The following is a 26,370-nucleotide window of genomic DNA, read 5'->3' on the forward strand; positions in this document are numbered from 1 at the left end:
CGGCCCTTGCCTCGACATGTGAATGGCGACGCGGAGTATAATTCCATCAGCGAAGAGAGGCCTTCGGCGTGCGTGTCGAGTGCGCGCGTACGTCTGACGGAGCCAAGCTCATCTTCCATCGGAATGACGTATTTGCCGAGAGCGAATCGCAGGAACTGCGGGAAAGTGCGGGAAAGTGCGGGAAAGTGCGCGGTTGATCGCATCGGAGCAGGCAAGAGCACTCGCTACATCTTGTCGAAGTGATCGGGTCAACCCGCTCTCACGGTTTCGGCTTCTCGGCTGTCTTTGGTGTCGTGGCGACGGGGGCGTCTCGTGCTTTTTCGCCTCCGACTGGCGGTCTTTTCGCCTGATGCCGGCTGGCGGCGCTTCCGCTACACGAATCTGATCTCGAGCTTCTTGCCCAGTCCCTTCGCGAGCTGCTGCAGCGTCTTTACGGTGGGGCTCGATCCGCCCGTCTCCAGTCGGCTGAGGGCGCTTTGCGTCATGCCGCAGCGTGCGGCAAGCTCCTTCTGCGTGAGCCCGCTGCTCTCGCGCGCGTTTACGACGGCGCGGATTATCTCGTATTCGGGGCTAAGGCGCTCCCATTCCTCGGCGAACGAGGAATCGCTCATGCACTCGTCGAGGTACTCGTCAAGAGACGTTGCCACGGTGCCTCACCTCCCAGTCCTTCTTGTACTTGAGGGCTCTTGCCAGCTCACGCGGGGGAGTCTTCTGGGTTTTCTTGAGAAAGCCATTCGTGATGACGATCTGTTGCCCCGAAAAGAAAAAGTAGAACATGCGCGCTGCATCGCCTCCTGCGTTGACGCGAAGCTCGAAAACCCCGTCGGCCATATGCTTGGAGAACGGCTCCCGCAAGCCAGGTCCTACCTCTTGGAGCAGGCTTAGGTCGCGGAGGGCTTTCGCCTTGGCTCTCGTCGGAAGGCTCTCGATAAACTCCTTGGCAGGTTCCTTACCCGTGCTCGTCGCGTAGAACACGACGTGATACTCGTTCACGTCGGCCTCCTTTGAGTATAGCAAAAATGCTATGCATGAGATAGAAGCATCGAGTGTTTCCTTGTGATTGATCAAACATCTGTTTTATATTATAGCGAACGAATGTTTTAAATGGAAGGGCTCGTTGAGGGATAATTGAATCGAAGGGAGGGTGTTTCCCAGTTCTCCGCCGAAAGGCACTCAGCGGGCGGGGGCGAAGGTGTCGATGAGGTCGACGAGCTCCTGCTTCTTGTGGATGTCGAGCTTGACGTAGATGCGCTTGGAGTGGGTGCGCACCGTGTTCTCGGACACCACGAGCATCTCGGCGATGCGCGCCACGGTGTTGCCGCGGGCGATGAGCTCCATGATCTCGGCTTCGCGCGCGGTGAGGCGGTAGTGCTCGCGCAGCGCCTGGGCCTGGGCGGCGATGCGGTCGGGGCCGAGCTCGTCGTGCGGCGCAGACGGGGCGGGGGATGCTTCGGCGGGCGGCCTCTGCGCCGCTGCGAGCTTGCGCCCCGCCTCGAGCCTTCTTGCCGCTTCGCTTCCCTTCGCCGCGCGCTCCTTCGCCGCGTCCTTTTTCGCCCCAGCCCCCTTCGCCGCTCCTGCTTTCGCCTCTGCGGCCTTGCGGGCGGGCTCGGGCGTGCTCAGGGCCATGAACTCGATGTCGGCGGCCTCGCGGGCGGCGGCGTGCGCGAACCCGCCTGACCCCACGAAGTGCATGATCCCGAGCAGGTAGAGCGCCACAAGCGCCACTAGGGCGTCGGGCGACACGCCGATGAAGGAGGCGGCCTCGGCGAACGTGCCGCCGACGAACCCGATGTCGTGCAGCGCGTAGACTACGGCGCCGAAGAAGCCGTAGACGAACACGGGGTTCACGCCGCGGTCGCGCGACACCTGCGCGCTCTGGATCATCATGATCATGAGGGCCGCGCTGTAGGCGGCGTAGAGCACCGCCGCGAGCCCGCGCTGGTACGCGCCCGGCAGAAGCGGCAGCAGCAGGAACGACGTGACGATGAACGGGAACGCCATGCGGTACATGCCGATGACGTTCAGGTGCACGTTGCGGAAGCGCCAGGCGAACAGGAGCGCCAGCGCGGCCACGAGCATGCCCGCCATCGACATGATGTTCACGAGCGACCCCACCTGGGGGTCGGCCACGGCAAGCGAGCGCATGACGCCGGCGCAGAACCCGAGCGTGCCCACCGACAGCGCGCTGCGCCAGAAGTCGCGCAGGATGCGGCGGTACACCTGCGGGTGCTCGCGGGGCACGTCCTCGAACATGGGCTGGTCGAGCGTTATCTCGCGGCTTCTCAGCGCGATGCACAGGCCGAACAGCGGCAGGAACACGAGCGGAATGAGGAAGGCCGTCACCGCCTGGGGGATGAGGTAGAGCGAGAAGTACATAAGCGCTGCGTAGGCGCTGCCCGTCACGAGGTCACGCGTGCCGCTCTCGGGGTCTTGGCTGGCGAACAGGCGCTGCCACAGCATGTAGAACCCAGCCGAGCCCAGCCCGAGCAAGGCGCCGCCCAAGGTGACGAGCTCCAGCGCGAAGTCGTCCAGGTAGATGGCGGCGATGAGCGCCGCCCAGCCGGCCGCGTAGGGCGCGCTCGTGAGCTTCACGAGGAACGTGCGCGTGGGGCCGGGCAGAAAGTACACGCCCACGGCGCTCGCCAAAAAGCTCGCCGCGAACGTGAGCGACTGCGCGAGGAAGAACCGGAGCACGATCTCGTGGGTCTGGAAGTCCATGGGGAGGAACGGGAACACGCCGCCCCACACGCCGGCGGCGTTGACGGCCAGGAAGAGCGCGTAGCCGAGCGAGGTGACGCTCGGCTTGAGCACGCTGAGTACGCTGGCTGCGTTCACGAATCACCTCTCCCGGCTCGTCTCGGGCATGACGGTATGACAGCCAGTATACCGAACGCGCGGCGTGGCAAGGGGCCCCGCCGTTTATTCACCCTATATGCGCAACTGGGGATATACAGCGTATGACCTGCGACTTTGCAAATATCACACATAGTATGTGACGGGCGGTCGGGCTTTGGGGCGTATCGTGGCGCCGTTGGTCTGGGCGCGCGGGCCGCGCTCGAGGATCAGTGATCAAGAGGAAAGAGGAGGGAACGCTATGGAGAATGGCTTTTCTAACCTAAGCCGCCGCACGTTTCTGAAGACGGGCGGAGCGCTCGGGGCGCTTGCGGTGGCCGGAGGCGGCCTCGCCGCAACCGACGCGCTCTTCGGCGAGGGCGTGGCCGAGGCGCACGCCGAGATGCAGGAGAAGGTGACGTGGGGCCACTGCGCCATCAACTGCCCCAGCAGGTGCCCGCTCAAGTTCCACGTCAAGAACGACGAGATAGTCTGGGTTGACACGGACACGTCTTCCGACGCGGACTTCGACGACCACCAGGCGCGCGCCTGCCTGAGGGGGAGAACCTATCGTCGCTGGATGAACAGCCCCGACAGGCTCAGCTATCCCCTCAAGCGGGTCGGGAAGCGCGGCGAGGGCAAGTTCGAGCGCATCAGCTGGGACGAGGCTATCGATACCATCGCGTCTGAGCTCAAGCGAATCATCGACGCCTACGGCAACGAGGCGGTGTACATCGCCTACGCCACGGGCGTCGAGGGCGTGACGACGGGACAGCCGTTCCAGCGCCTTCTCAACCTCTGCGGCGGCTTCCTTGACAGCTACGGCAGCTACAGCGCAGGCCAGCTCGCCTACATGCAGGGCACCATCTTCGGGACCGCGGGAGGGGGCAGCGCCCTCAAGACGGCGGAAGACGCCGAGCTGGTCCTGGTCTTCGGAAGCAGCCCGACGGAGACGCGCCAGGGAGGCCTGCACACCCATTACGACTTCGTCCAGCTGCGAGAGAAGACGAAGGGCAAGATCATCCTGATCGACCCGCGCTTCAACGACTCCATCACCGGTCACTCCGACCAGTGGCCGCCCATCAACCCAGGCACCGATGCGGCGCTCGTGGCGGCCATCGCCCATGAGCTCATCAAGAAAGACCTGGTCGACGTCGACTTCCTCCACAAGTACTGCTCGGGCTTCGACGAGGAGAGCATGCCGGAGGAGCTTCGCGGCAAGCACCTGAGCTACAAGGACTACGTCCTCGGCACGGGCTACGACATGACGGAGAAGACTCCTGAGTGGGCCGCCCCCATCACGGGCATCTCGCCCGACACCATTCGCCAGCTCGCCCAGGAGATCGCGACGGCGAGCCCTCTGTACGTGGTCCAGGGCTGGGGTCCGCAGCGCCGCTCCAACGGCGAGTGGAACTTCTGGGCCATCTGCCTCCTTCCGTTCCTCGTCGGCCAGGTTGGCAAGCCGGGGACGAACAACGGCAACAGGGAGAGCCGCTTCAGCGTCCCGCTCTCGAACTTCCCCTCGGGAAAGAACCCGGTCAAGGCGTCCATCTCGTGCTTCCTGTTCACCGATGCCATCGACCACGGCGTTGACATGACGGCGACGAAGGACGGGGTCCGCGGCGCGGCCCGCCTGTCGAGCAACATCAAGTTCATGGTCAACTACGCGGGCAACTGCCTGACCAACCAGCATTCCGACATCAACAAGGCGCACGACATCCTCTCTGACGAGAGCAAGTGCGAGTTCATCCTCGGCTTCGACACGGTGATGTGCGACTCTGCCAAGTACTCCGACATCCTGCTGCCCGACCTCTTCAGGTCCGAGCAGGTCTCCCTGGCGAGCACGGGGAGCAACACGGCCTACATCGTCACGGCCCAGCCCTGCACGTCCCCCAAGTTCGAGCGCAAGACGGCCTATGACGTGTGCGCGATGCTCGCCGAGAAGCTCGGGGTGAAAGACGAGTTCACCCAGGGCAAGACGCAGGAGGAGTGGATTCGCAGCCTTTACGAGGCCGACCAGGAGAAGGACGGCAAGCTCCCGCCGTACGACGAGCTGATGAAGGCGGGCACGTACAAGAGGGAAAGCCCCGGGGCCATAGCCATGAAGAAGTTCATCGCCGATCCCGAAGGCACTCAGATCGGGACCCCGTCAGGCAAGTTCGAGATCTACTCGCAGAAGATAGCCGAGGCGATTGACACGTGGGAGTTTGCCGAAGGCGAGATCGTCCTGCCCATCCCGGCCTACATACCTGAGTGGCACGGCGTCGAGACCGTGACGGACGAGCATCCCCTCGCGCTCATGGGCTTCCACTACCGCGGCCGCATCCACTCCTCGTGGGGCAGCATCGACGCCCTCAAGGAGGTGAATCCCCAGGAGGTCTGGATCAATCCTGCCGACGCCGCAGCTCGGGGCATCGTCTCCGGGGACAAGGTCCGCGTCCGGAACGAGTTCGGCGAGATGGAGATCTCCGCCAAGGTGACGCCTCGCATCGTCCCCGGCACCGTTGCCATGGCCCAGGGGGCATGGCATGACGCGGACATGTTCGGCGACCGCATCGACAAGGGCGGCTGCATCAACACGCTGACCACGCAGCGCCCCTCGCCCCTTTCCAAGAGCAACCCCCAGCACAGCAACATCTGCGAAGTGGCCAAGGCGTAGGGCAGCGAGTAGGAGAAGGAGGCAACAAACATGACTCAGCATGCGTTTTACTTTGACGGCACTCGCTGCACGGGCTGCAAGACCTGCGAGATGGCCTGCAAGGACTACAAGGACCTCGACCTGGGCATCGCGTTCCGCAAGGTGTACGAGGTGACGCTCGGCGAGACGACCGTCGGCGCGGACGGCTGCTTCACCACCTCGTGCGTGAGCTACGCGCTGTCCATGTCGTGCAACCACTGCGACAAGCCGGCGTGCGTGGAGGTGTGCCCCACGGGCGCCATGGGCAAGGACGCCGAGCGGGGGCTGGTGAGCGTCGACGCCGACAAGTGCATCGGCTGCGGCTACTGCCACATGGCCTGCCCCTACAACGCCCCGAAGGTGGACCGCGCCAAGGGGCACTCGGTGAAGTGCGACGGCTGCGCCGAGTTCCTGGCCGTCGGCGAGAAGCCGGTGTGCGTGAAGGCGTGCCCGGCGCGCGCCCTCGACTTCGGCACCGTCGAGGAGATGGCCGAGAAGGGCGAGCGCGGCAACATCGCGCCTCTGCCCGAGCCCGCCTATACCGAGCCCAACCTGTATATCAAGCCCTCTGCGGACGCGAAGCCTGCGGGCGACATGGACGCGAAGGTCGCGAACCCCCTGGAGGTGATGTAGCATGGAGGCCGTACTCGCCGAAATGCCGCTGGCGCTGTTCACTACGCTGTCCGCCATCGGCGCGGGCGCGTTCGTCACGCTGGCCGTGGCGCTTGCCACCACGAAGCCGAGCGCTGAGCAGCTGGGCAAGATCGACAAGATGACGGCGATCCCGCTGGCCCTCATCCTGGTGAGCTTCATCGCGGCGTTCTTCCACCTGGCCAACGTCATGAACGCCCCGCAGGTGTTTGCGGGCGTGGGCCGCTCGCCGCTGTCCAACGAAATTGCCGTGGGCTGCGTGTTCACGGTGACGGCCGTCGTCTACTGGGCGCTGGCGGTTGCCGGCAAGCTCCCCGCGGGCGCGCGGCGCGGGCTCAGCGCCGCCGTGGCCGCGCTGGCCGTGGTGTACGCCCTGTTCATGGGCTTGGCGTACATGATGGGCACCATCCCCTCGTGGGACACGGTGTTCTCGCCCCTCCAGATGGTCAACTTCGCCCTGGTGGGCGGCGCCGCGGCGGGCGTGCTGGTGCTCGCCCTCGGCGGTCTTGACGCCGAGGCGCTCAAGCCGGCCAAGAAGGCGATCCTGGTCGTGTCGGTCTCGGGTGCGGCGTTCGGCATCGCGGGCTTGGCCGGGCAGGCCGTGACCGCCTCGGGGCTGCAGAACGCCCTCACCCTCGGCTCTGACCTGGTGGCTGCGGCCGCGCCCCTCATCGGCGCGGGCGTCGTGGGGATCATCGCGGCCTGCGCGTGCACGGTGCTGGCGCTGCGCGCGCAGCGTCCGCTCACCCTGGGTGCCGCAGCCTGCGCGCTGGCGGTCGTCGGCATCCTGTGCGCGCGCCTGGCGTTCTACGCCATGTCCCTGTCGGTCGGCCTGTACGTGTTCTAGGGCCTGCGCGGGGTTGGCCGAGGCGGCGGGAGCGCATCCTGCTGTCTCCGACCTCGGCCAAGCGGGGCGGCGGGCTTGGGTCCTGCTGCTCGAGGGCGGGGTGCGTCGACGTCGGCGCACCTCGCTTCGCTCGTTGTCGGCTCGTTGTCGGAGAGTTTGCGAAGGAAGGGGCGAGAAAGCCGCGATCTGATACCATCGGGGCTTCCCGAGCCGCATGCGCGGCTGCTTGACGTGAAGCGGACCTGCGGTTTTGCCTGCAGCTTGCCGGGCTGCGTCCACACCGGCAGGCTGCTTGCGCGACGGCGGGTATCAGATCGCGTGTTTCTCGCACGAAGGGAGAGAGAGAACCATGAACGACCTCAACGGCGCGACGTGCGAAGCTGCCACGGAGCACGCCCCGGTGCACGCCTTGGAGCAGGTGGCGTTTCTCGGGGAGACGCTCGGGCCGCTGTTCTTGAACGACCCCGGCCGCGGTGGCAAGGCGGCTTGCGCGGCCCTGGCGTCTTTCGCGTCGCTCGACGTGCGGGCGGCCGCCGCCGAATGGCCCTTCGTCGACGAGGGGGAGGCGCGCGCAGCGCTCGAGCTCATGTGCGTCGGCGCTGCCGCCGGCGTCGACGACGACCTCGTGTGGGAGTACCGGCGGCTGTTCGTGGGGCCGGCGAAGAAGGCCGCGCCGCCATGGGGCTCGGTGTACACCGACCGCGAGTGCGTGGTGTTCGGCGCGAGCACGCTTGAGCTGCGCGCGTGGATGCGCGCGCACGGCATCGAGCGGCTGGGCGACAAGGCGGAGCCGGAGGACCACATCGGGCTCATGCTGCTGCTCATGACGTGGATCGCCGACAACCGCCCCGAGCTGCTCGACGAGTACCTGCGCGAGCACCTGCTCACCTGGGCGGGGCACTTCCTCTCCCTCGCCGAGCGCGAGGCGGCGCACCCGTTCTACGAGGGCCTGGCGCGCCTGACGTGTGCGAGCCTGGAGGGCGTGCGCGAGGCGCGCGGCCTCGAGGTGGCCTACCCGCGCTTCTACCGTTAGGCAGATCCTCGGCGGGACGGCTGTGACGCGTGCGCGGGCAGCGTCGGGCGGTGCTGGGCAGCGCATGCGGCAGAAGATTTAGTCGGCTCGCGCATGCGACGGCGGGCAGCGCATGCGGCGGCGGGCTGTGCCCCCTACGCTCCCGCCGTCTTCGAGAAAGGGGAGGGCTATGTACAGCATGGACGGCTTGAGCACGGCGCTCGGCGAGATCACGCTCGTGCTCTTCACCACGCTCGCGCCCTCGGGCGTGGTGGCGCTCATCCTCATGGGCCTGCCCTTCCTCTCGGGGTGCGCGGGCGAGCGCGAGCGCGTGGCGATCGACCGCTTCATGTGCATTCCCATCGCCGTCACCCTGACGGGGCTCGTGGTGTCGACCACGCATCTGGGCAACCCTGCCAACGCGCTCTACGTGCTGGCGGGCGTGGGGCGCTCGCCGCTGTCGAACGAGGTGTTCGCGGGCGTGGTGTTCCTGGGGCTTGCCGGCGTGTACTGGCTCACGGCGTTCTCGGAGCGCCAGCGCGCGGGGTTGCGCCGCGCGGGGCTCGCGGTCGTGTGCGCGGCGGGCATGGCGTTCGTGGGCGCCATCGCGTTCGCCTATGACGCCCCCACCATCCTCGCGTGGAGCACGCCCTACGTGCCGCTGGCGCTCTGCTTGAACGCGCTTTCGGGCGGGCCCCTGCTCGCGCTGCTCAGCCTGCACGTCGCGGGATATCGCGCGGTGCGCGGTCGGCTCGGCTGGGCGCTCGTGTGCGCGGCGGCGCTGCTCGCGGCGGCCAACGCGTGCGTCTACATGCTGCAGGGGCTTGGCCTCGCGGGCATCGAGAACCACGTGACCGCGGCGGCGTCGCAGGTGCCGGGCTACTTCGCGATGCTCGGCGCGTTCGCGGTCCTCGTAGGGGCGGGCGTCGGCGTTGCGGCAAGCGCGCTGCGAGCAGGCTCGGACCCGCGGCGCTCGACCACGGTGCGCCTCGCGGCGGCCTGCGTGCTCGCGCTCGCCGGCATCTTCGTGATGCGGTTCGCCTTCTACATGATGCACCTGACGGTGGGCTTGGGCGTGTAGCCCGCCTCGCAGGGCAGGGGACAGCAGGGCGTTACTCAGGCGTGTACGGGGTGTGTGGCGTCTTGCGCGAGCGGGGGGCGCCGGAGCGTCCTACATGCAATCTCGCTGTAAGGTTCAAGGTGGGGGCTCGGGGGCGGAGGGGGTGCCCCGCGCGCAGGTTCTGCAGCGACTGAAACAGCCCAGTGGGCTGTTTCACCAAGCGAAGCCTGTTTGAGCACGGGGCTCCCCCTCCGCCCCCGAGCCCCGAGCCTCGAGCGCCTAGGGGCGGCGACCCCGTGCTCGCCAGATGAGCTTCGCCGCTCCCGAGCCCCGAGCGAGCGAGTCCTGTTCCTGGCAGCTTTACTCCGCCTGCGCGATCAGCTGCTCGAGCGCGGCGATCTTCACGCAGCACACGAACACGTCCATGGCCTCCTCGAGCTCCTCCGCGGGCGGCAGGGTGGGGGCGATGCGGATGTTGGAGTCGTGCGGGTCGCGCCCGTAGGGCCAGGTGGCGCCTGCGCCCGTCATCACCACGCCCGCCTCGCGCGCAAGCGCCACGATGCGCGCGGCCGTGTGCTCGGGGCCGTCGAAGCTCACGAAGTAGCCGCCGCGCGGGCTCGTCCAGCGCGCGACGCCCGCCTCGCCGAGCCCCTCCTCCAGCTTGCGCGCCACGAGCGCGAACTTCGGGCGCAGGATGGCGGCGTGGAGCGCCATGTGCGCCGCGATGCCGTCCCCGTCGCGCAGGAACTTCACGTGGCGCAGCTGGTTGAGCTTGTCGTGCCCGATCATCTGCACGGTGAGGTGGGACTTCGCCTCCGCGATGTTCTCCGGCGAGGCCGCCATGGCCGCCACGCCGGCGCCCGGGATGGTCACCTTCGAGGTGGACGCGAACTTGAGGTAGCGGTGGGGGTTGCCTGCCTCCGCGCACGCGCGGGCGATGTCGAGCAGCTGGTCCTGCTCGCTCGCCTCGTCATGGAGGTGGTGCACGGCGTAGGCGTTGTCCCAGAAGATGCGGAAGTCCTCGGCGGCGCACTCCATGGAGGCCAGGCGGCGCACCACCTCGTCAGAGTACGTGACGCCGCCGGGGTTGGAGTACTTCGGAACGCACCAGATGCCCTTCACGCGCGCGTCTGAGGCTGCGAGGCGCTCGACCTCGTCCATGTCGGGCCCGTCCTCGTTCATCTCGACGGGGATCATCTCGATGCCGAACGCCTGCGTGATGGCGAAGTGGCGGTCGTAGCCCGGAACGGGGCAGATCCACTTGACGGCGTCGCAGGCGCACCACGGCGCGCTGCCCAGGCAGCCGAAGTCGAGGCAGCGTGCCAGCGCGTCGTACATCGCCGTAAGGCTCGAGTTGCCGAACACGATGACGTTTGCGGGCTCGTCGTCGAGCAGGCAGGCCATGAGGCGCTTCGCCTCGGGCAGGCCGTCGAGCACGCCGTAGTTGCGGCAGTCGGTGCCGTCCTCGGAGAAGCAGTCGGCCGCCGAGGTGACGAGCCCGAGCATGGGCATGGACAGGTCGAGCTGGTCGGACGTCGGCTTGCCGCGCGCCATGTTGAGCGCAAGCCCGCGCGCCTTGAATCCCGCGTACGTTTCCTGCTGAGCCGCCAGCTCGTCGCGCAGCTGGTCGATGGGCATTTCCGCAAAGCGCGTCATAGCATGCGTCCTTTCACCGTTAAACATTCGTAACTTGGGCGAGAAAGAGCGAGACACTCCACTCGGATAAAGTATAATCCCCCTGTTTAGTCACATGATAGGGTAAGACCCCGCCAGCGAGGGCATCTTCAGATTTAACGCGCAGATAAGCGCGTGCGGGGCCGCAAGGGGAGAAAGCTAAAGGGAAATGATTGAGAGCGATGTCTGGGTAGTATTCGCGATGCTCATCTACTTCGCGGTAGTGGTGTGCATCGGCTTTGTGTACGCGAAGCGCTCCAACTCCTCGAGCGAGGAGTACTTCTTGGGCGGGCGCGGCCTCGGGCCGTGGCTCACGGCGCTGTCGGCCGAGGCGTCGGACATGTCGGGCTGGCTGCTCATGGGCCTGCCGGGCGTGGCGTACTTCACGGGCGCGTCGGACGCCATGTGGACGGCCATCGGCCTGGCCATCGGCACGTACCTCAACTGGAAGTTCGTGGCGAAGCGCCTGCGCAAGTACTCGGAGAAGGCGAACAACTCCATCACGGTGCCCGACTTCTTCTCCAACCGCTTCCATGACGGCAAGCACGTCCTCATGACCATCGCCGCGCTGATCATCATCTTGTTCTTCACCATCTACACGGCCTCGTGCTTCGTGACGGTGGGCAAGCTGTTCGCCACGCTGTTCGGCTGGGACTACGCCACCATGATGATCATCGGCGCCATCATCGTGTTCCTCTACACCTTCCTGGGCGGCTACCTCTCGGTGTGCACCACCGACCTCATCCAGGGCTCGCTCATGTTCTTCGCGCTGGCCACCATCTTCGTCGGCAGCGTGACGGCGGCGGGCGGCGTGGACAACACGGTGGCCTTCCTGCAGTCGATCCCGGGCTTTCTGTCGGGGACGGAGATCGCGGTGCCGATCGTCGACGAGGCCGGCAAGCAGGTGGTCGAGAACGGCCAGCCGCTCTTCGCTGAGGCGGGCGCGTACGGCCTGGTCACCATCGTGAGCGGCCTGGCGTGGGGCCTCGGCTACTTCGGCATGCCCCAGGTGCTCATCCGCTTCATGTCCATCCGCCACTCGAGCGAGATCAAGAAGTCGCGCCTCATCGCCATGATCTGGCTCGTGGTCTCCTTGAGCTCCGCGGTGTGCATCGGGCTCATCGGCCGCGCGGTCATCCCCGCCGAGTTTCTGACGCAGGCCTCCGCCGAGAGCGTGTTCATCGTGCTCTCGCGCATGCTCCTGCCCTCGTTCTTCTGCGGGCTGGTGGTCTCGGGCATCTTCGCGGCGGCCATGAGCTCGTCGTCGTCCTACCTGCTCATCTCGGGCTCGGCTGTGGCGAACAACATCTTCAAGGGCCTGCTCAAGCGCGACGCCACCGACTCCCAGGTCATGATCGCCGCGCGCGTCACGCTGACGGCCATCCTGATCCTCGGCTGCTTCCTCGCGCTCGACCAGGACTCCTCGATCTTCAACATCGTGTCGTACGCGTGGGCGGGCTTCGGCGCGTCGTTCGGCCCGCTCATGCTGCTGTCGCTGTACTGGCGCCGCACCACCATGCAGGGCGCGGTGGCCGGCATGCTCACGGGCGCGTGCACCGTGGTGGTCTGGAACATGTTCGTCAAGCCGCTCGGCGGCTGGTTCGGCGTGTACGAGCTTCTGCCCGGCTTCGTGCTCGCGCTCGTGGTGATCGTGGTGGTGTCGCTGCTCACGCCCGAGCCCAAGCAGGAGGTGCTCGACGACTTCGACACCTACATGGAGCTCGACGTCTAGCGGATTCCAGTCGCATGGCGCGGCCGACGCTGTTGGCGTCCTGCCCGCCGCATGGCGCTCGTCGCAGGTTCGGGCCTTGAGGCCTCGCTCCTCGCGAAGGCGTCCACGTAACCTGCGCAACGTGCTTCCCCATGAAAGAAGATCCCCGCTTCGGCGGGGATCTTCTTATCTCAGGATGCTTGACCTTGCGGCACGGAGCTCAGCAGCGCGGGGAGCGCAGGGGGAGCGCAGGGGGAGCGCGGCGCGGTGCCGCGCCAAGCTGAGGCGGCGTCCTAGTAGCGGACGAACACCATGCCGGCCTGCACGGGGCCGTAGATGACGCCGACGCCCTCGGTGGCGGCATGGATCATCTGGTTGTTGCCCACGTAGATGCCGCAGTGGCCGGAGTTCACGCACACGTCGCCCGGCTGCGGGTCGCTCACGCGCGGCCAGCCGAGGAAGGTGTAGGTGGTGCCCAGGCGGCTGTAGGAGCCGGTGAGGCAGTAGGACACGAAGCCCGAGCAGTCGAACTGGCCCGGCGCGCAGGCGCCCCACACGTACTGGGCGTTGCCCACGTAGCTCTGCGCGCGCCCGACGACCGAGCCCGCGTCGGCGGGGACGTAGGCAGGGGCGTTGCTGACGCTGCCGCCGCCGTTGGACCCGCCGCCCGAGTTGCCGCCGCCGTTGGATCCGCCGCCCGAGTTGCCGCCGCCCGACGACTGCGACTGCTCGGCCTGCGCGATGGCCTGCGCAACGACGGCCGCCGCCGCTGCCTCCTCGGCGCGGCGCTGCGCCTCGCGCTCCTGCTCGAGCAGCTCGGCGGCCTCGGCGCTCAGGCTGTTGTAGACGGCCTGCATCTCGGCGACGGTGGCCTCGGCCTCCTCCTTCACCTGGCGGGCCGTCTCGGCCTGCTCGGCGGCGATGCGCTCCTGCTCGGCGTAGGTGGCCTTCTGGGCCTCGACCTCGGCGCGCAGGTCCTTGGTCTGCTGGACCATGTTCGCGTCGTTCTCGTTCATGTTGTTGAGCAGGTCCCAGTTGTTGGTGAACGCCTGGAACGTGGTGGAGCCCAAGAGCAGGTCGATGAAGGACAGCGAGCCGGTGCGGTACATGCTGCGCGCACGCGTGCCGAGCTTGTCCTGGAGGTCGGCGATCTGCCCGCTGGCCTCGTCGATGCGCGCCTGCGCCTCGTCCATCTTCCCCTGCGCGGCCTCCTGCTCGGCCAGCGCGGTGAAGTAGTCGTCAGACGCGGCGTCGAGCTGCGTCTGCATGGCGTTGATCTTGTCGAGCGTGGCGGCGGCCTCGGCCTGCTTCTCGGCGGCCGTGGGCGTGGCGAGGGCGGTGAGGGGGTTGAGGGCCAAGGTGCAGGTTGCAGCTCCGAAGACCGCGGCGCTGCCGAGGAACGTGCGCCTGGTTACGGCGCTGAAATGCTCGCTCATCAGTCTGTGAACCTCCCTAGATTGAGCACGTGGAATATCGTTCGTTGCAAACATGCTGGCTATCATAACACGAGAAGCCCGTGCGCATGCTTCCTTGAGAAAGCCTTCATAACTCGCTGCTTAGCGTTAGGTGCTTGATTATGCTCGAACTTTTTTCAGGGATTGCACGCGCCATACTCTTATAAAGAGGGGGATCAGGTGCGCGCCATTCGGTATAATGCCTGATGCGAAGGAGGTTTTTCCGCTCGTCCCGCGCGATTTGCGGAGGAGATGTGTGGATACGCCCGGAGGCGTGTAAGTAGTTGACAGGCGGTATCCGGTAGCGTATTATTCATTCGCTCGCTTGTTCGGAGCACGTTTGGACGGGCGGGTGGCAGCTTGATAAATACACATGAATTAAGTGCCGAAATGGGCGTGTGCCCGAGTGGTTAAAGGGGACGGGCTGTAAACCCGTTAGCTATGCTTACCTAGGTTCGAATCCTAGCGCGCCCACCATTTCGCCTGTGTAGCTCAGTCGGTAGAGCACTTCGTTGGTAACGAAGAGGTCACCGGTTCAAGTCCGGTCGCAGGCTCCATTAATGGCGGTGTAGCTCAGTTGGTCAGAGCACACGGTTCATACCCGTGGCGTCACTGGTTCAAATCCAGTCACCGCTACCATGAGGAACTGTCGCGTCCGCTCCTTGCGGACGCGTTTATTTTGTTTGTTTCGCGTATGCGAAGGAATCTCTTTTAATAAGGAGGATGAAACATGGCTAAGGAGAAGTTCGAGCGTTCCAAGCCGCATGTTAACATCGGCACGATCGGTCATGTCGACCATGGCAAGACCACGCTGACGGCCGCCATCTCCAAGACCCTGTCCGAGAACGACGGCGCGCACGGCACTGCTCGCGCTGACTTCACCGCCTTCGATCAGATCGACAAGGCTCCCGAGGAGCGTGAGCGCGGCATCACCATCTCCATCGCTCACATCGAGTACGAGACCGACAAGCGTCACTACGCTCATGTTGACTGCCCCGGCCATGCCGACTACGTCAAGAACATGATCACCGGCGCTGCCCAGATGGACGGTGCGATCCTCGTCATCGCCGCCACCGACGGCCCCATGGCCCAGACGCGTGAGCACATCCTGCTCGCCCGCCAGGTTGGCGTTCCCTACATCGTGGTCTTCCTGAACAAGTGCGACATGGTCGACGACGAGGAGCTCATCGAGCTCGTCGAGATGGAGGTCACCGAGCTGCTCGACTCCTACGGCTTCGAGGACTGCCCGATCGTTCGCGGCTCTGCTCTGAAGGCCCTCGAGGGCGAGGCCGAGTGGCAGGAGAAGATCTGGGAGCTCATGGATCTCGTTGACGAGCACATCCCGACCCCCGAGCGCGACGTCGACAAGCCGTTCCTGATGGCTGTCGAGGACACCATGACCATCACCGGCCGCGGCACCGTTGCCACCGGTCGTGTGGAGCGCGGCGTCCTGCACGTGAACGACCCGCTGGAGATCATCGGCATCCGCGAGACCCAGAACACGGTCTGCACCGGCATCGAGATGTTCCGCAAGCTGCTCGACGAGGCCCAGGCTGGTGACAACATCGGCTGCCTGCTTCGCGGCATCAAGCGCGAGGAGATCGTCCGCGGCCAGGTTCTCTGCAAGCCCGGCAGCGTGACCCCGCACACCGAGTTCGAGGGCCAGGTCTACATCCTGACCAAGGAAGAGGGCGGCCGCCACACCCCGTTCTTCGACGGCTATCGTCCGCAGTTCTACTTCCGCACCACCGACATCACCGGCGTTGCACATCTTCCCGAGGGCACCGAGATGGTTATGCCTGGTGACAACGTCACCATCACGGGCGAGCTCATCCACCCGATCGCCATGGAAGAGGGCCTCAAGTTCGCTATCCGCGAGGGTGGCCGCACCGTTGGCTCCGGCCGCGTGACCAAGATCATCAAGTAACTGAACCTTGCTTGATACCGCAGGGCTTGCGCTTGCTCGCAGGCGCAAGCCCTGCTCTTCGGAATTCATGTGTATGCGCTAAGCTTGCTCGAGTTTAACGGCAAAAGGAGAATTCATGCGTACGTTGGTCACCCTGGCCTGCACCGAGTGCAAGCGCCGCAACTACACGACCAAGAAGAACAAGCAGAACAACCCTGACCGCATCGAGTTCAAGAAGTACTGCAAGTGGTGTGGGCATCACACCATGCACAAGGAAACTCGCTAGAGGTTTGGTGTTTTAGGAAACAGGCATAGGCCAGTAGCTCCAATTGGTAGAGCGGCGGTCTCCAAAACCGCATGTTGGGGGTTCGAGTCCCTCCTGGCCTGCCAGCTTGTTTGGTACGAGCAGCCCGACGGCTGCTTGTTTGGCGTTTAGACGATTAATCATTTCACCACTTTTTTCAGAAGGATTCTCATGGCGAAGAAGTCCAAGACACAGAGAGCGAAGGCATCCGCGGCTCGTCAGCAGCGCAAGGCTGCGCGTGAGCAGGAGGAGCTCAACCCGAGCGTCGAGACGACTCCGGCGGTCGAGGAGGCTCCCAAGAAGTCGCTCTTCAAGAAGACGAGCGACGACGCGGCTGCGAAAAGCCCTGAGCCCAAGGGCTCTGCCAAGAAGGCTGAGGAGAAGAAGCCCAAGAAGAAGCGCTTCAAGTTCCTCCGCGAGGTCCGCTCCGAGATGAAGCGCGTCACCTGGCCGACCCGCACCGACGTCCTGCGTTGGTCGGGCGTCGTGGTCGTGGCCCTCCTGTTCTTCGGCGTGTTCGTCGCGTTGCTCGACAACGCCATCATCACGCCGCTTCTCGTCCTGGTCTCTGGCATTGGAGCTTAACGTTATGGCTAAGAAGTGGTACGTCCTGCATACCTATTCCGGGTATGAGAACAAGGTTAAGACGAACCTCGAGACCCGCATTGAAACCATGGGCCTCGAAAACAACGTGTTCGGCATCGAGATCCCGACCGAAGTGGTCACGGAGATCAAGGAAGGCGGCCGCCGCGTCGAGAGCGAGAAGAAGGTGTTCCCGGGCTACGTCCTGGTGCGCATGGAGCTCGACGACCGCAGCTGGGCTGCCGTCCGCAACACGCCGGGCGTCACGGGATTCGTGGGGAGCCAAGGCAACCCCTCGCCGCTGACGCGCGACGAGTACAACAAGATCATGAAGCGCACGAGCCACGAGGCTCCGAAGAAGACCTCGTCGAGCCTTGAGGTGGGGCAGCCCGTCAAGGTGGTCTCCGGCCCGCTCGCCGAGTTCGACGGCGTGATCTCCGAGGTGTCCCCCGAAGCCGGCAAGGTTAAGGTTATGGTTTCGATCTTCGGCCGCGAAACCCCGGTTGAGCTTTCGTTCGACCAGGTGGCCAAGATCTAAGTTTGAACACACTGAACGTCGCGTTCGTGCCCGCGTGGACCGGGGCTTCTCACGAGCGCGAGGTTTTTGTGATAGAGAGAGTATTCGACCACATCTGAAAGGTAGTGACAGATGGCTGAGAAGAAGCAGACGGGCTTCGTCAAGTTGCAGATTCCCGCGGGTGCCGCGAACCCCGCACCGCCGGTCGGCCCGGCGCTCGGCGCCCAGGGCGTCAACATCATGCAGTTCTGCCAGGCGTTCAACGCCCAGACGCAGGACCAGTCCGGCACCATCATCCCCGTTGAGATCACGATCTACGAGGACAAGACCTTCACCTTCGTGTGCAAGACGCCCCCGGCGGCCGTGCTCATCAAGGAGAAGCTTGGCATCAAGAGCGGCGCGGGCATCCCGCAGCTGCAGACCGTCGGCACGCTGACCGAGGATCAGCTCCGCGAGATCGCCGAGATCAAGATGCCCGACCTGAACGCCAACACCATCGAGGCCGCCATGGAGATCGTCGCCGGCACGGCCCGCTCCATGGGCGTGCGCATCGAGGGCCGCGAGATGAAGAAGAAGTACGTTCCGTCTCGCAAGGTCGCCGCGATGCTGCAGGGCAAGACGATCGAGGAGTAGCCTGCCGCAGGCTCGCAGGCGGCACGGCCCCTGCGAGGCTTTGAGCGGCGTTCGCGAGCACGTGCTCGCATGACACGTCAGTTGTAAGTGGAAGAGCTAGAAGCGCTCGCCATTACCACGAAAGGATCAGAGCATGACCAAGAAGTCCAAGAAGTACCTCGCTGCGATGGAGCAGATCCCCGAGCAGCCCGTTTCCCCGCTCGCCGCGATGAAGCTCGTCAAGGAGATCGCGACCGCGAACTTCGACGAGACCGTCGAGGGCCACTTCCGCCTCGGCATCGACACCCGCCAGGCTGACCAGCAGCTGCGCGGCACCGTGAGCCTCCCGAACGGCTCCGGCAAGACCGTGCGCGTCGCCGTGTTCGCCGAGGGCGAGGCTGCGCGTGCCGCCGAGGAGGCGGGCGCTGACATCGTCGGCACCGAGGAGCTCGTCGCCCAGGTGCAGGCCGGCGAGTTCAACTTCGACGCCGCCGTGGCCACGCCCGACCAGATGGGCAAGGTCGGCCGCCTCGGCAAGATCCTCGGCCCCCGCGGCCTCATGCCGAATCCCAAGCTCGGCACGGTGACCAACGACGTCGCCAAGGCCATCAAGGAGCTCAAGGGCGGCCGCGTGGAGTACCGCGCCGACCGCTACGGCATCGCGCACGTGACGCTCGGCAAGGTGAGCTTCACGGCCGAGCAGCTCGCCGAGAACTACGGCGCCGTGTTCGACGAGATCCTGCGCATGAAGCCGGCTGCCGCCAAGGGTCGCTACGTGAAGTCCGTCACGGTTGCCTCCACCATGAGCCCGGGCGTGCCCGTTGACTCCGCGGTGACCCGCAACTACCTCGAGGCTGCTGAGTAGCAGATACTCTCTCATCATCTGAAGGCCGCTCCTTGTGGGGCGGCCTTTTTTGCGTTTGGGCGAGGGTCGGATGTGCGCGGGGCGCGGAGGTATTTCGCCAGATGATCAGGTATAATGGGTCGGCGTGAAAGTCGATGGGAAGGGTTAGGCATGGGCGTTGTCATAAAGAGCGCGTCGGAGATCGAGGCGATGAGGGAGGCGGGCCGCGTGTCCGCCAAGGTGCTGCGCGAGGTGGGCAAGATGGTGCGCCCGGGCGTCACCACGCTCGAGCTCGACGAGTTCGCCGAGGCGCTCATCCGCCTCGAGGGCGGCGTCCCGGCGTTCAAGGGCTACGGCGGCTTCCCCGGCTCCATCTGCGCGTCGGTGAACGAGCAGATCGTGCACGGCATCCCGTCGGCGAAGGTGGTGCTCAGGGAAGGCGACATCATCTCCATCGACACGGGCGCCGTGGTCGACGGCTGGGTGGGCGACAACGCCTGGACGTTTGCCGTGGGGAAGGTCTCGCCCGAGAAGGCGCGCCTGCTCGAGGTGACGGAGAAGTGCATGTGGGCCGGCGTGGAGGCCGCGCGGCCGGGCAACCGCCTCGGCGACATCGGACATGCGGTGCAGGCGGTGGCCGAGGCGGCGGGATACGGCGTGGTGCGCGAGTACGTGGGGCACGGCGTCGGGCGTGTCATGCACGAGGAGCCCAACGTCCCCAACTACGGGTTCCGCCACACGGGCATGCGCCTCCAGCCCGGCATGGTGATCGCCATCGAGCCGATGATCAACATGGGCACGCACAAGACGCGCGCGATGCCCGACGGCTGGCTCGTGTGCACGCGTGACGGGAAGCCCTCGGCGCACTTCGAGAAGACGGTCGCCATCACCGAGGACGGCCCCGTGGTGCTCACCACCGAGGAGGGTCACCGCCGCCCCGTGTGACGCTCTGCGCCAGGAGCGTCACCTCGCACGCAACGCTCCCCGTGTCATCCTGAGCGAGCGAAGCGAGCCGAAGGACCTGGCCCCGAGCATGGCGTGCCCACACGCGTAACCCGTTCGCGACCAGATCCTTCGACTACGCGCTTCGCGCTCCGCTCGGGATGACACGGGAGGCATGCCGCCAGAGGCTTTGCGCTTGCGTTCGCCCAGGCCGGGGATACGGCCGCGGCCTGGGCGAACGCCCTGCGCGGCGCTATCGCCGCAGCTTGCGCGCGATCTTGCCGGTGATGCTGGTGACGAACTGCGCCTCGGGGAGCTGCAGCTTCACGGCGGGCCCGAAGGTCACGACGAGGCTCACGAGCCCCGCGACTACGATGTAGGCGAACGCCTGGACGATCGACCCGTCGAGCGGCGCGACGAAGCCCTCGAGCAGCGCGAGCACACCTGCGCCCGCCGCCGCGCCCACGAGCCCCAGCCCGAGCGCGCGCACGCACGAAAGCGCGATGGAGCCGAGCCCCATGGCGCCGTAGAGGCGGCGCAGGTAGGCGAACAGCAGCACGTCGCCGACGAGGTAGGCGACGATGGTTCCCCCGGCGATGCACTCGATCGACAGCGGCATCCCGCTCTCAACCCCCCACGCGGACGCCATCACGACGCCCACCTGCAGCGCTGAGGCGATGAACGTGACCACGGAGAACGCCGTCATCCTCCGGATGCTCGAGAACACCATCTGGAGGTAGGTGTTCACGCCGTAGAACGGCAGCGCCGCCGCCATGACGGCCAAATACGCCGCGATCTGCGTGATGCTGTCGGAGGTGAACGCGCCCATGTGGTAAAGCGTCACGAGCGGCACCGAGAACACCACGAGGTAGAGCGCGAACGGGATCATGAGGAAGAAGATCTGGCTCGAGCCGCTCGTGATGCCGCGGATCACGCCGCGCGTGTTGCCGTCGGCCTGCATGTCGGACAGCTCCGTGAACATGGTGGTCGCCACGGGGATGGCCAGAAACGAGTAGGGGAACGTGAACCACAGGCGCGAGTACGCGATCACCGACGGGCCGTTGTCGGCGAAGCAGTACGAGGCGGCGTTGGTGACTGACACCGTGACGAACGAGCACACCGTGACGAACAGCGCGGGCACGCCGAGGCTCACCGTCTCGCGCAGCGCCGGGTCGCGCAGGTTGATGCGCGGGCGCAGGCGGATGCCGTTCTTCTTGAGGGCGGGGATCTGGATGGCCATCTGCACGAACACGCCGAGCGGGTTCCCGATGGCGATCACGTAGAACGCGAGCTCGGGGTTCTTCGGCGCGACGAACGCGTACATGACGAACGTGGCGATCACGATGACGTTGTTGAACACCGGCGCGATGGCGCCCCACAGGTAGTCGCGGTTGGCGTTGAGCAGGCCCGACACGATGGACGACGCCCCGTAGAACACCACTTGGATAGCGAAGAACCGAAAGAGGAACACCGACAGGTCCATCTCGTCCTGGTTCGAGTAGAACGTCTGGGTGTAGATCACCTGCGCGGGGAAGAGCATGCACAGAAGCGAGACGGCGCCGAGCCCCACCACCACGATAGTGAGCAGGTTGGAGGCGTACTCCTCGCTGGGCCCTCGCCCGAGCTTCTTCTTGACCGAGAGGTACACGGGCAGGAACGCCGTGGCGAGCATGCCGCCCATCACCAGCTCGTAGAGCATGTTGGGCAGGTTGTTCGCCACCTGGTAGGAGCTTGAGACGAACGTGGCGCCGAGCGCGAAGGCCATGGCCCACGTGCGGGCGAAGCCGGTGATGCGCGAGATGATGGTGCAGATGCTGATGAGAGCCGCCGACGTGCCGACCTCGGGCGCGGCGGGCTCGGGGTCGCGGTCGCGCGTCGTCTCGGCGGCGGCTTCAGCTTGCGCGGCGCGCTGTCGCGCGGGCTTTGGCCGAGGCGCGTGCGCGGGCTCGGGCTCACCCGGCGCAGCGACCTCCTGCGTGCGGTCGACGCCCGCATGGCTGCCGATGACGGGAATGAGGCCCGTCTGCCCGGCCGGGGTGCTTCGCATGGGATCGCGGTCAGCGCCGGCGTGGCGGCCGCGCGTGCGCGGCGCCTCGGCGGATGAGGGCGCGTGCGCGGGGCTGGACGCGGGGGCATCCTCGATGCGCGCGTGCCGACCGCGCGTATGTTGAGCTCGGCTGAGCTTTTCGGACATGAGATCGGCCTTCGTGCGCATCGGATATAATGGTCAGTCAATCATAGCAAAACGAGGAAGCTGGCCCGCATGCACGCACTTATCGTACGCAATAACTCCAATCCGCAGGCGACGGACGCGTCGCTTCTGCTCGCCGCTTACTTCTCGGCGCAGGGGATCGGCTTCACGACGCTCGGATCAGGGCAGATCAGCGGCGACGCGGGCAACCGCGAGGCCGCCCGCTCGCTGCCGGGGCGCGTCGACCTCGCCGTGGTGCTCGGCGGCGACGGCACCATCCTGCACACCGCGCGCCTGCTCGCGGGAACGCAGACGCCCATCCTGGGGATCAACTTCGGGCATCTGGGCTTTCTGGCGAACGCGTGCGAGGAGGGCGTGGTCGCCATGGTGTCGCGCGCGCTGGCGGGCGAGCTCAAGGTCGAGCGGAGGGCGAACCTGCGCATCGACGTGGTCTGCGAGGGCGAGCGCGACCCGTTCGACGACGAAGGGGATGCCGAGTGCGGCGAAGACGCCGGGGGCGCCCCCTCCGCCTCTGCGTGGGGCGACGAGGACGTGGGGGAGGGCGGCGAAGGCGGCTTGTCCGCGCCGCGCACGTTCTTCGCGCTCAACGAGGTGGCCATCACGCGCGGCGCCATGGGGCGCATCATCGACTTCACGCTCGACATCTCCGACAACCGCATCGCGCACATGCGCGGCGACGGCATGGTGGTGGCGACGGCCACGGGCTCGACGGCCTACGCGCTCTCCGCAGGCGGGCCGCTCGTGGCGCCGGGGTTCACGGGCCTCGTCACCGTGCCGCTCGCGCCGCACTCGCTGCGCTCGCGCGCGATCCTCACGAGCGACAACGACGTGGTGTGCGTGACGCTTGAGGGCAAGGACGCCGACCGCGAGGCCACGCTGTTCGTCGACGGCGACATGCTCGCGTTCGACCAGCCCGTGAAGCGCGTCTACGCCCGCCGCGGCGAGGAGCCCACCGTGCTTCTGCGCTCGGCCGCCGAGAACTTCTACACCTACGCCGCCGAAGTGTTCTTCTAAGCAGTTCCGCCCGTCCTGGCGGAACGGGCGGAACTGCTCGACGCTGCGGCTTCTTGCGGCACCTAACCTAGCCCCTTGTGCAGGGCTCGGCGTGGGCGGAGCCCACTTGGCCCTGCGGCGGGGCTATCTCAGGCACCGCAAGAACCCTCGCTGACTTTACGAACGACGAGTGAGGCTTTCCGGGTAGCCCCCCTATTTATGGTAGTAGCGGTGCTGCTCGTACTTCGGCTCGCAGCAGACGTTGATCCCGAGCGTGCGGTAGAGCTTCTCGTCGGTCGACGAGATGATCACGCTGAAGTAGGCGTCGCAGCCGCGCAGCTTGTCCACGTTCTCCATGAGGCGCTCGGCCATGGGGTTGGTGACCGAGCTGATCGAGAGCGCCAGCAGCGTCTCGTCGGAGTGCAGGCGCGGGTTCTGGCTCTTCAGGTGCTCGGTCTTGAGGTGGCAGATGGGCTCGAGCACGTCGTCGGAGATCACGTAGAGCTCGTCGTCGACGCCGGAGACGCCCTTGAGCGCGTTCATCAGCAGCGCCGAGGCCGCGCCGAGCAGGTTTCCCGTCTTGCCGGTGACCACCGTGCCGTCCGGCAGCTCCATCGCGCCCGCCGGGCCGCCCGTCATCTCCTCCTTCAGCAGCGCCGCCGAGCGCGCCGGCGAGAGGTTCGCGTTGATGCCCGCCTGGTTCATGAGCATCTCGAGCTTCTCCACCTCCTCGGTGCCCGTGCCCGTGCGCTTGGCCTTCACGGCGGTCTGGAAGTAGCGGCGCACGATCTCCATGTTCGCCGCCGCGCGCACCGCGTCGTCGTCGACGATGGCCATGCCGGCCATGTTCACGCCCATGTCGGTGGGGGACTGGTACGGGCTCTCGCCGAGGATGCGCTCCATCATGGCCTTGAGCACGGGGAAGATCTCCACGTCGCGGTTGTAGTTGACGGTGGTCTTCCCGTAGGCCTCCAGGTGGAACGGGTCGATGATGTTCGCGTCGGCCAGATCGGCCGTGGCGGCCTCGTACGCGATGTTCACGGGGTGCTTGAGCGGCAGGTTCCAGATGGGGAACGTCTCGTACTTGGCGTAGCCCGCCACGACGCCGCGCTTGTTCTCATGGTAGAGCTGCGAGAGGCACGTGGCCATCTTGCCCGAGCCGGGGCCGGGCGCGGTCACCACCACGAGCGGGCGCGAGGTCTCCACGAAGTCGTTCCGGCCGAAGCCGTCCTCGCTCACGATGTGGTCGATGTCGTAGGGGTAGCCCGTGATGGGGTAGTGCAGATAGCTCGTGATGCCCATGGACGTGAGGCGCTTGCGGAACGCGTCGGCGGCGGGCTGGTTGGCGTAGTGCGTGATGACCACGCTGCCCACCATGAAGCCCATGGAGCGGAAGATGTCCATGAGGCGCAGCACGTCGTCGTCGTAGGTGATGCCCAGGTCACCGCGCACCTTCGCCTTCTCGATGTGGTTGGCGTTGACGGCGATCACGATCTCCACGTCGTCGATGAGGCTTCTGAGCATGCGGATCTTGGAGTCGGGCTCGAAGCCGGGCAGCACGCGGGAGGCGTGGTAGTCGTCGAAGAGCTTCCCGCCGAACTCGAGGTAGAGCTTCCCGCCGAACTGGTTGATGCGCTCGCGAATGTGCTCTGCCTGCAGGGTGATGTACTTGTCGTTGTCGAAGCCGCGCTGCATGTGTGGGCCTGCCCCTTCTCGTCGTGCTTGTCAGTGGAGGCGTACGCACGAATAGCGCGTACCAACGTATTATAGCGAAGGCGGCCGCGCTTTCGTTTCGCCTTTGTAAAAAGCAGGAGGCGCGCGGGGAGCGCGGGCGGGGCGGCTCGTAGAATAGAAAGGCGTTTGCAGGGCGTCTCATGACGGCGCCGTGCGGCGCTTTTTCTTTTTCAGGCGGGAAGGAGAGCATCATGGCCAAGCACATCTTCGTTACGGGCGGCGTCGTGTCGTCGTTGGGCAAGGGCATCACGGCGGCGTCGCTCGGGCATCTGCTGAAGGCGCGGGGGTACAAGGTGACCATGCAGAAGATGGACCCCTACCTCAACGTGGACCCCGGCACCATGAGCCCGTTCCAGCACGGCGAGGTGTTCGTGACCGAGGACGGGCACGAGGGCGACCTTGACCTGGGGCATTACGAGCGCTTCATCGACGAGAATCTCACGCGCGAGTCCAACTTCACGCAGGGCTCCATCTACCAGACGCTCATCGCGCGCGAGCGCCGCGGCGACTTCCTGGGCGGCACCGTGCAGGTGATCCCGCACGTGACCGAGGCCATCAAGGAGCGCCTGCGCCGGATCGCCGACCAGAGCTGCGCCGACATCGTGATCTCGGAGATCGGCGGCACCATCGGCGACATCGAGAGCCAGCCGTTCATCGAGGCCGCACGCCAGTTCAAGAAGGAGAAGCCCGCCGGCGACGTGATCTTCGTGCACGTGACGCTCGTGCCCTACATCGCGGCCGCGCACGAGGTGAAGACCAAGCCCACGCAGCACTCGGTGAAGGAGCTGCGCTCCATCGGCGTGCAGCCCGACTTCATCGTCTGCAGGTCCGACCACGAGATCTCGGCGAAGGTGCGCGAGAAGATCGCGCTGTTCTGCGACGTGGCCGCCGACGAGGTGCTCGCCTGCATCGACGCGCCCTCCATCTACGAGGTGCCGCTGAGCCTGTTCGAGCAGGGCTTCGACGCGAAGGTGCTTGACCGCCTGGGGCTCGAGCGCCGCTGCGCCGACCTCAGCGACCTGCGCGGCTTTCTGCGCGACGCGGCGAGCTGCGAGGGGGAGGTGGAGATCGCCGTGGTGGGCAAGTACGTGAGCCTGCCCGACGCGTACCTGTCGGTGATCGAGGCGCTCGGGCACGCGGGCGTGCACCACGGGCGCCACGTGAACGTGCGCCTGGTCGACGGCGAGGAGCTCTCCGACGCCAACGCGGCCGAGGTGCTCGGGCGCATGGACGGCATCTTGGTGCCGGGCGGCTTCGGGCAGCGGGCGTTCGAGGGCAAGATCGCCGCGGCGCGCTACGCCCGCGAGCACGACGTGCCCTACCTGGGCATCTGCCTGGGGTTGCAGGCGGCGGTGTGCGAGTTCGCGCGCCACGTGGCGGGGCTCGAGGGCGCCACGTCGGCCGAGTTCGACCCTGCGTGCGCCCACCCCGTGATCGACCTCATGCCCGAGCAGGAGGACGTGGAGGACAAGGGCGGCACCATGCGCCTGGGAGCCTACCCCTGCAAGGTCCTTCCCGGCACGCGCGCGGCCGCGGCGTACGGCGAGGCGGTCGTCTACGAGCGGCACCGCCACCGCTACGAGGTGAACAACGCCTACCGCGACCGTCTCGTGGGCGCGGGGATGGTGATCTCGGGGCTCTCGCCCGACGGGCGCCTCACCGAGATGGTGGAGCTGCCCGACCACCCGTGGTTCGTGGCCAGCCAGGGGCACCCCGAGTTCAAGAGCCGCCCGCACCGCCCGCACCCCCTGTTCCGCGACTTCGTGGGAGCCGCCCTGTCCGCGCGCGGGTAGGGCGGGAGGCCGC

The 26,370-nt window shown here is 66.2% G+C and carries 22 protein-coding genes and 4 tRNA genes; 19 read left to right on the top strand and 7 right to left on the bottom strand.

The window, feature by feature from the left end; translation table 11 throughout:
- Positions 1 to 371: 371 nt before the first annotated feature.
- The 3 genes from HRL41_RS00370 to HRL41_RS00380 all read right to left on the bottom strand — a co-directional run bounded on the left by HRL41_RS00370 (position 372) and on the right by HRL41_RS00380 (position 2,835).
- Positions 372 to 647: a helix-turn-helix domain-containing protein gene (locus HRL41_RS00370; RefSeq protein WP_371808772.1), complete on the bottom strand. Its 276-nt coding sequence runs from the start codon at positions 645 to 647 to the stop codon at positions 372 to 374.
- A complete protein-coding gene (locus HRL41_RS00375; protein WP_172135000.1) occupies positions 631 to 993 on the bottom strand; it encodes a type II toxin-antitoxin system RelE/ParE family toxin in 363 nt (120 codons plus the stop codon). The genes HRL41_RS00370 and HRL41_RS00375 overlap by 17 nt, the downstream gene beginning before the upstream one ends.
- Positions 994 to 1,173: 180 nt before the next feature.
- Positions 1,174 to 2,835: a LuxR C-terminal-related transcriptional regulator gene (locus HRL41_RS00380; RefSeq protein ID WP_172135001.1), complete on the bottom strand. Its 1,662-nt coding sequence runs from the start codon at positions 2,833 to 2,835 to the stop codon at positions 1,174 to 1,176.
- 259 nt (positions 2,836 to 3,094) lie between these two features.
- Between HRL41_RS00380 and HRL41_RS00385 the strand changes: the two genes are divergently transcribed.
- From HRL41_RS00385 to HRL41_RS00405, 5 genes are all read left to right on the top strand, one after another.
- Positions 3,095 to 5,491, top strand: coding sequence for a DMSO/selenate family reductase complex A subunit (locus HRL41_RS00385; protein ID WP_172135002.1), 2,397 nt, complete (start codon positions 3,095 to 3,097; stop codon positions 5,489 to 5,491).
- 30 nt (positions 5,492 to 5,521) lie between these two features.
- The gene (locus HRL41_RS00390; protein ID WP_172135003.1) at positions 5,522 to 6,142 is read left to right on the top strand and encodes a 4Fe-4S dicluster domain-containing protein; all 621 of its coding nucleotides are present in this window, start codon (positions 5,522 to 5,524) and stop codon (positions 6,140 to 6,142) included.
- Between the two features lies 1 nt (position 6,143).
- Entirely contained in the window at positions 6,144 to 7,007 is an 864-nt protein-coding gene (locus tag HRL41_RS00395; RefSeq protein ID WP_172135004.1) for a DmsC/YnfH family molybdoenzyme membrane anchor subunit, read from the top strand.
- 349 nt (positions 7,008 to 7,356) lie between these two features.
- Positions 7,357 to 8,040 (top strand): Tat proofreading chaperone DmsD, encoded by a 684-nt coding sequence (gene dmsD / locus HRL41_RS00400; RefSeq protein ID WP_172135005.1) that lies wholly within the window; start codon positions 7,357 to 7,359, stop codon positions 8,038 to 8,040.
- A gap of 169 nt (positions 8,041 to 8,209) precedes the next feature.
- Positions 8,210 to 9,100, top strand: a complete 891-nt coding sequence (locus HRL41_RS00405) for a DmsC/YnfH family molybdoenzyme membrane anchor subunit (protein ID WP_253904611.1) — start codon at positions 8,210 to 8,212, stop codon at positions 9,098 to 9,100.
- Positions 9,101 to 9,439: 339 nt separating this feature from the next.
- On the opposite strand, the gene HRL41_RS00410 is transcribed toward HRL41_RS00405, so the two are convergent.
- On the bottom strand, positions 9,440 to 10,735 hold the full coding sequence (locus HRL41_RS00410; protein ID WP_172135006.1) for an aminotransferase class I/II-fold pyridoxal phosphate-dependent enzyme: 1,296 nt from the start codon (positions 10,733 to 10,735) through the stop codon (positions 9,440 to 9,442).
- A gap of 187 nt (positions 10,736 to 10,922) precedes the next feature.
- Here HRL41_RS00410 and putP point away from each other — a divergent pair, with 187 nt between their 5' ends.
- Positions 10,923 to 12,485 carry a sodium/proline symporter PutP gene (putP, locus tag HRL41_RS00415; RefSeq protein WP_172135007.1) on the top strand — a complete coding sequence of 521 codons (1,563 nt, stop codon included), beginning with the start codon at positions 10,923 to 10,925 and terminating at the stop codon, positions 12,483 to 12,485.
- A gap of 272 nt (positions 12,486 to 12,757) precedes the next feature.
- On the opposite strand, the gene HRL41_RS00420 is transcribed toward putP, so the two are convergent.
- Positions 12,758 to 13,900, bottom strand: coding sequence for an NlpC/P60 family protein (locus tag HRL41_RS00420; protein WP_172135008.1), 1,143 nt, complete (start codon positions 13,898 to 13,900; stop codon positions 12,758 to 12,760).
- Positions 13,901 to 14,310: 410 nt separating this feature from the next.
- Between HRL41_RS00420 and HRL41_RS00425 the strand changes: the two genes are divergently transcribed.
- The 11 genes from HRL41_RS00425 to map all read left to right on the top strand — a co-directional run bounded on the left by HRL41_RS00425 (position 14,311) and on the right by map (position 19,628).
- Positions 14,311 to 14,395: transfer RNA gene (locus tag HRL41_RS00425), tRNA-Tyr, on the top strand.
- 4 nt (positions 14,396 to 14,399) lie between these two features.
- Positions 14,400 to 14,475: transfer RNA gene (locus HRL41_RS00430), tRNA-Thr, on the top strand.
- A 5-nt stretch (positions 14,476 to 14,480) separates the two neighbouring features.
- A tRNA-Met gene (locus HRL41_RS00435) sits at positions 14,481 to 14,557 on the top strand.
- Between the two features lie 91 nt (positions 14,558 to 14,648).
- Positions 14,649 to 15,845 (top strand): elongation factor Tu, encoded by a 1,197-nt coding sequence (tuf, locus tag HRL41_RS00440; RefSeq protein ID WP_165171182.1) that lies wholly within the window; start codon positions 14,649 to 14,651, stop codon positions 15,843 to 15,845.
- Positions 15,846 to 15,960: 115 nt separating this feature from the next.
- Positions 15,961 to 16,110 (top strand): 50S ribosomal protein L33, encoded by a 150-nt coding sequence (gene rpmG, locus HRL41_RS00445; RefSeq protein WP_022363057.1) that lies wholly within the window; start codon positions 15,961 to 15,963, stop codon positions 16,108 to 16,110.
- A 27-nt stretch (positions 16,111 to 16,137) separates the two neighbouring features.
- Positions 16,138 to 16,214: transfer RNA gene (locus HRL41_RS00450), tRNA-Trp, on the top strand.
- Between the two features lie 85 nt (positions 16,215 to 16,299).
- A complete protein-coding gene (gene secE, locus HRL41_RS00455; protein WP_172135009.1) occupies positions 16,300 to 16,713 on the top strand; it encodes a preprotein translocase subunit SecE in 414 nt (137 codons plus the stop codon).
- 4 nt (positions 16,714 to 16,717) lie between these two features.
- Positions 16,718 to 17,248 carry a transcription termination/antitermination protein NusG gene (nusG, locus tag HRL41_RS00460; RefSeq protein ID WP_165050517.1) on the top strand — a complete coding sequence of 177 codons (531 nt, stop codon included), beginning with the start codon at positions 16,718 to 16,720 and terminating at the stop codon, positions 17,246 to 17,248.
- 111 nt (positions 17,249 to 17,359) lie between these two features.
- Complete coding sequence (gene rplK / locus HRL41_RS00465; protein WP_165171178.1) at positions 17,360 to 17,860, top strand: 50S ribosomal protein L11; 501 nt, start codon at positions 17,360 to 17,362, stop codon at positions 17,858 to 17,860.
- 133 nt (positions 17,861 to 17,993) lie between these two features.
- A complete protein-coding gene (rplA, locus tag HRL41_RS00470) occupies positions 17,994 to 18,704 on the top strand; it encodes a 50S ribosomal protein L1 (protein ID WP_165171176.1) in 711 nt (236 codons plus the stop codon).
- A gap of 150 nt (positions 18,705 to 18,854) precedes the next feature.
- Complete coding sequence (map, locus tag HRL41_RS00475) at positions 18,855 to 19,628, top strand: type I methionyl aminopeptidase (protein WP_172135010.1); 774 nt, start codon at positions 18,855 to 18,857, stop codon at positions 19,626 to 19,628.
- A 250-nt stretch (positions 19,629 to 19,878) separates the two neighbouring features.
- Here map and murJ read toward each other — a convergent pair whose 3' ends face one another.
- Positions 19,879 to 21,819 carry a murein biosynthesis integral membrane protein MurJ gene (gene murJ, locus HRL41_RS00480; RefSeq protein ID WP_172135011.1) on the bottom strand — a complete coding sequence of 647 codons (1,941 nt, stop codon included), beginning with the start codon at positions 21,817 to 21,819 and terminating at the stop codon, positions 19,879 to 19,881.
- A 69-nt stretch (positions 21,820 to 21,888) separates the two neighbouring features.
- Between murJ and HRL41_RS00485 the strand changes: the two genes are divergently transcribed.
- The gene (locus HRL41_RS00485; RefSeq protein WP_172135012.1) at positions 21,889 to 22,851 is read left to right on the top strand and encodes an NAD(+)/NADH kinase; all 963 of its coding nucleotides are present in this window, start codon (positions 21,889 to 21,891) and stop codon (positions 22,849 to 22,851) included.
- 192 nt (positions 22,852 to 23,043) lie between these two features.
- Here the strand turns inward: HRL41_RS00485 and HRL41_RS00490 are convergent, their stop codons facing one another.
- On the bottom strand, positions 23,044 to 24,525 hold the full coding sequence (locus HRL41_RS00490) for a DUF1846 domain-containing protein (RefSeq protein ID WP_172135013.1): 1,482 nt from the start codon (positions 24,523 to 24,525) through the stop codon (positions 23,044 to 23,046).
- A gap of 230 nt (positions 24,526 to 24,755) precedes the next feature.
- On the opposite strand from HRL41_RS00490, the gene HRL41_RS00495 reads away from it, so the two are divergent.
- A complete protein-coding gene (locus HRL41_RS00495; protein ID WP_172135014.1) occupies positions 24,756 to 26,357 on the top strand; it encodes a CTP synthase in 1,602 nt (533 codons plus the stop codon).
- Positions 26,358 to 26,370: the final 13 nt, after the last annotated feature.

This window comes from Adlercreutzia sp. ZJ473, from assembly GCF_013185065.1.
Taxonomy (GTDB): Bacteria; Actinomycetota; Coriobacteriia; order Coriobacteriales; family Eggerthellaceae; genus CAAEEV01.